This is a genomic window from Bacillus salipaludis (genome assembly GCF_004358205.1).
Genome location: NZ_SMYO01000074.1, coordinates 1 through 3185 on the forward strand (window position 1 = coordinate 1; position 3185 = coordinate 3185).

Below are 3185 nucleotides of genomic sequence, written 5' to 3' on the forward strand. Positions count from 1 at the left end.
TTCCTGACACCATTCAATAGCAATTTGTTTAAAACACTCGCCCCGGTATGAATACCATTCATCTTCTATTTCAAAATCAATTATTTTATCCTTAAACCTTCTAAAGGCACCCTTTCCCTTAATTGCCATTAATAAGGATTCCTTCTTCCGTTGATCACTTACTGTTAAACAAAAGTTTTCCATAATTTCATATTCATTCACTTCATATTTAGTAGGTAACTCTAAATAATTTTCAAAGTTTTCAACCACATCAATTGCAATTATTCTATTTTCTTGTTCCCATTCAGGTAAATGATCAAATGGTTTTTCGTCTTCAGCAGCTCTCAGATCCTCCGATGTTACTAACACAAATTCTCCCGTTTTAATATTCAGTAATGAACGTGACTCATCAAACTGTATTTCCATTTCCTCAATTATATCTTTTAGTTTAACTTGTATACTCATTATTTGATCACCTTTTTATATTTTTACTAATGCACCCGTTAGTTGAAGAGCATTTCCTTTTATGTTCAACCAATTCCATTAGTTTCTAAGTTTTTGCTTTGTATAATAAACATACTCGATTCCTTCACAAAAAGTTAAATTTCCATCTAAAACATTTGTTCCCGAAAACACAAGACTCTTTAATTCGTTTAGTGTAGGTACAAAACTGAGTGAAGGTATATCTCCACAGGATGAAATTTTTAGCTTTTCAAGTTTCTTTAAATTCTGGATAGGAGAGAAGTCCACTATGCTTTTACTATTCTCAAAAAACAATTCAGTAATGGGAGCCTTTACATCTTGCAACGCCGTTATATCCTTTAAAGTTCTAAGATAGTACAGTCCAAGGCTCTTTAAATTTACTATTCCTTCAATACCATCAAGAGTATCGAGCCTTGATTCGGTTATATTTATTACGTTCAAACTTTTTAAATTTTTAAATTCATTTAGATTCCTTGATTTTGGTTTATAGCCCCACAATTCAACCTTTTTTAATGTATTTAACTTATTAATACCGACGGTGTTTTTCGGTAATTCTCCATACAATTCTTCTAAATTCTTTAACTCGTCGATTCTGAATTCAACCTTAGTTGTTGTTTCATTTATTGACAATACTCTTAATTTTGTTAAGCCATAAATTCCACTAAGGTCTTTTATAAAATGATTAAGAATCGACAAGTTTTCAATTGATAAACATTCCTTTAGGAAATTTAAATCATTACAATCAAAGTCAACTACATCTACATTCTTTACATTAAACTCATTTATATATTCAACACTCTCATTAATTGCACTAGAATCCTTAATGATAACTGTATCTCCATTTGAATCTCTTCTCACACGAACATTCCCTATTTTTAAAATTGGCATAAATACCTCCCTATATAGAAAATACACTTATCAATAATTGCTTATAAGAAGAATTATTTCTACACTTAATATTATTTTCCTTCTTTCACTAAACTGCCCCTTTAGTGCAATAAAAAAGCTGCCATAATGACAGCCTGATCTACAACTCTTGCACCCGTTAGTTGAAAAAGGAATAATTATTTTTCAGATAATGGCTTCCAATTTTTATCCCTTGTTTCATCGATAGTTGGTTTTCTTACATTCTTTATAAATCTTTCTTCTACTGCTCCGAACTTCAAAAAATTCTTTTGACTATCTCTTAATGAAAAGTCGTTTGCACCACCCCAATAATTTACGTCTTTTGCTTGAACATAATCATCGTGCCAAAAACATACTTCACAAATTATGTCGGTCCCAGGAGGTTTCTCATATAAAGTCTTATAACCGCAACAAGGGCAGGGATACTTTTTCATTTATCTTCACCTCTTCAAAACTAAGCATTTATTGGCATCTGTATCTTTAAGGAAAGCCCCCTTTACTTCAATAGGTAAGATTAAAGACTACAGAAATTATCCCACCAAATTACTCCAAAAAGGGATTTCTTTTATGTTATCAAAATCAATATCCTGTTGGTCCATTAAATCAAATTCAACCTTAAAATACGTTGTCAAATTATCACCATAAAAAATAATATCTGTTTGATAAACAGAATATATTGGATTTCCACTTTCAGAAGGCGTATCAGAGATATACCTATGGGAAAAAATCGGTATTAGTTTAGGAGCTTTTTTGAATTCTTGAGTAGCAATTTTAATAGCATCTTTTAACGAATTAGGCTTCTCTCCCCAATCATCCATCCAAAATTTATTATTTTTAATATCAAAAATCATACCTTCTAATGGCCAATTGAAACGCTTTTTTATATGTTTTATGTTCTTTTCACTTTTATCCCTCCAATTAACAAACCCTTTAGAAACTGGTAGAGCATACATTAACAATTCTTTTAAATCTGGAGGGAATTTGAAGCCGTATATTGATTCAATCTCAACAATTTCGTCATCATTTAACCCCTTCGAAAACTTTACACCCTGATTTGTTAATATTCTTTGAATATAAGCACAATCCAATTTCAATTAGTATCCCCGCCTTAATATGAACAGTTTGACTAAACAATTCCTCACCTTAAATTAACGAGCCTTTTTTTAAAATATCCTGCCCAGTTAGTGGCACAAGAAAAAAGGGCTACCTCTGCAACCTTTGTTAAACTTAAGCACCCGTTAGCTTAACAAGGATTAGTTAAAAGATAAATATTCTAACAATAATTTTCTAGTCTTTTCATTGTTCATATATTCATCGTAAAACGTTGGATAATTAGAGATGTTTTCTTCTAAAAACTGATATTGTCCAAAAATGTCAAAGAAGGATAATTTAAGCCAATCTATTTGACCTTGTGGGATTTTGCTTTGATTTCCCCTAAGAACATAACTTAAACATCCAGATATATTCATCCAATAAGTGTTTTAATCAGCGTTTAAACAATCTTCTTTAGAAAATTTCCTTTTGAAGTCCTTCTGCATCTTAGCTGTATCTTTAGAAGGAAAAGGATTTATTATAATTTGTTGCATAGAAATCAATTCTTTAAAAATTTGCGTTTTATCTATATCAAACACCACCAATTTGTAATATTACATATTTTATTTTACCATTCTTATTCCACTAGTCGAGTAGAAGGGAGCCTTTCTACCTTCCGGTAGATTGTACTCCTCCCCCTCACAGAACCGTGCTTGCACTATTAATGCACACGGCTCCTCCTAGTTATCGTTTACAGACTGTAGCTAATCTCTTTTCTTAGATTC

4 protein-coding genes and 1 pseudogene are annotated in these 3185 nt (G+C 31.3%); all 5 read right to left on the minus strand.

Annotated features, from left to right (window positions below):
* The coding region (locus E2K98_RS30295; protein WP_133340687.1) for a UPF0158 family protein at window positions 1-444 on the minus strand (444 nt) is incomplete at its 3' end.
* A 78-nt stretch (window positions 445-522) separates the two neighbouring features.
* Entirely contained in the window at window positions 523-1350 is an 828-nt protein-coding gene (locus E2K98_RS30300) for a hypothetical protein (protein WP_133340689.1), read from the minus strand.
* A 176-nt stretch (window positions 1351-1526) separates the two neighbouring features.
* Complete coding sequence (locus E2K98_RS30305) at window positions 1527-1802, minus strand: CPCC family cysteine-rich protein (RefSeq protein WP_133340691.1); 276 nt, start codon at window positions 1800-1802, stop codon at window positions 1527-1529.
* A 96-nt stretch (window positions 1803-1898) separates the two neighbouring features.
* The gene (locus E2K98_RS30310) at window positions 1899-2462 is read right to left on the minus strand and encodes an SMI1/KNR4 family protein (protein WP_235824987.1); all 564 of its coding nucleotides are present in this window, start codon (window positions 2460-2462) and stop codon (window positions 1899-1901) included.
* 159 nt (window positions 2463-2621) lie between these two features.
* Window positions 2622-2954, minus strand: a pseudogene (locus tag E2K98_RS30315) (YxiJ-like family protein).
* Between the last annotated feature and the right edge of the window lie 231 nt (window positions 2955-3185).

What these genes read in the sequence shown, in the direction of transcription:
- E2K98_RS30300 (WP_133340689.1), bottom strand. Translation starts at nt 1,350, where the DNA reads ATGCCAATTTTAAAAATAGGGAATGTTCGTGTGAGAAGAGATTCAAAT.
- E2K98_RS30305 (WP_133340691.1), bottom strand. Translation starts at nt 1,802, where the DNA reads ATGAAAAAGTATCCCTGCCCTTGTTGCGGTTATAAGACTTTATATGAG.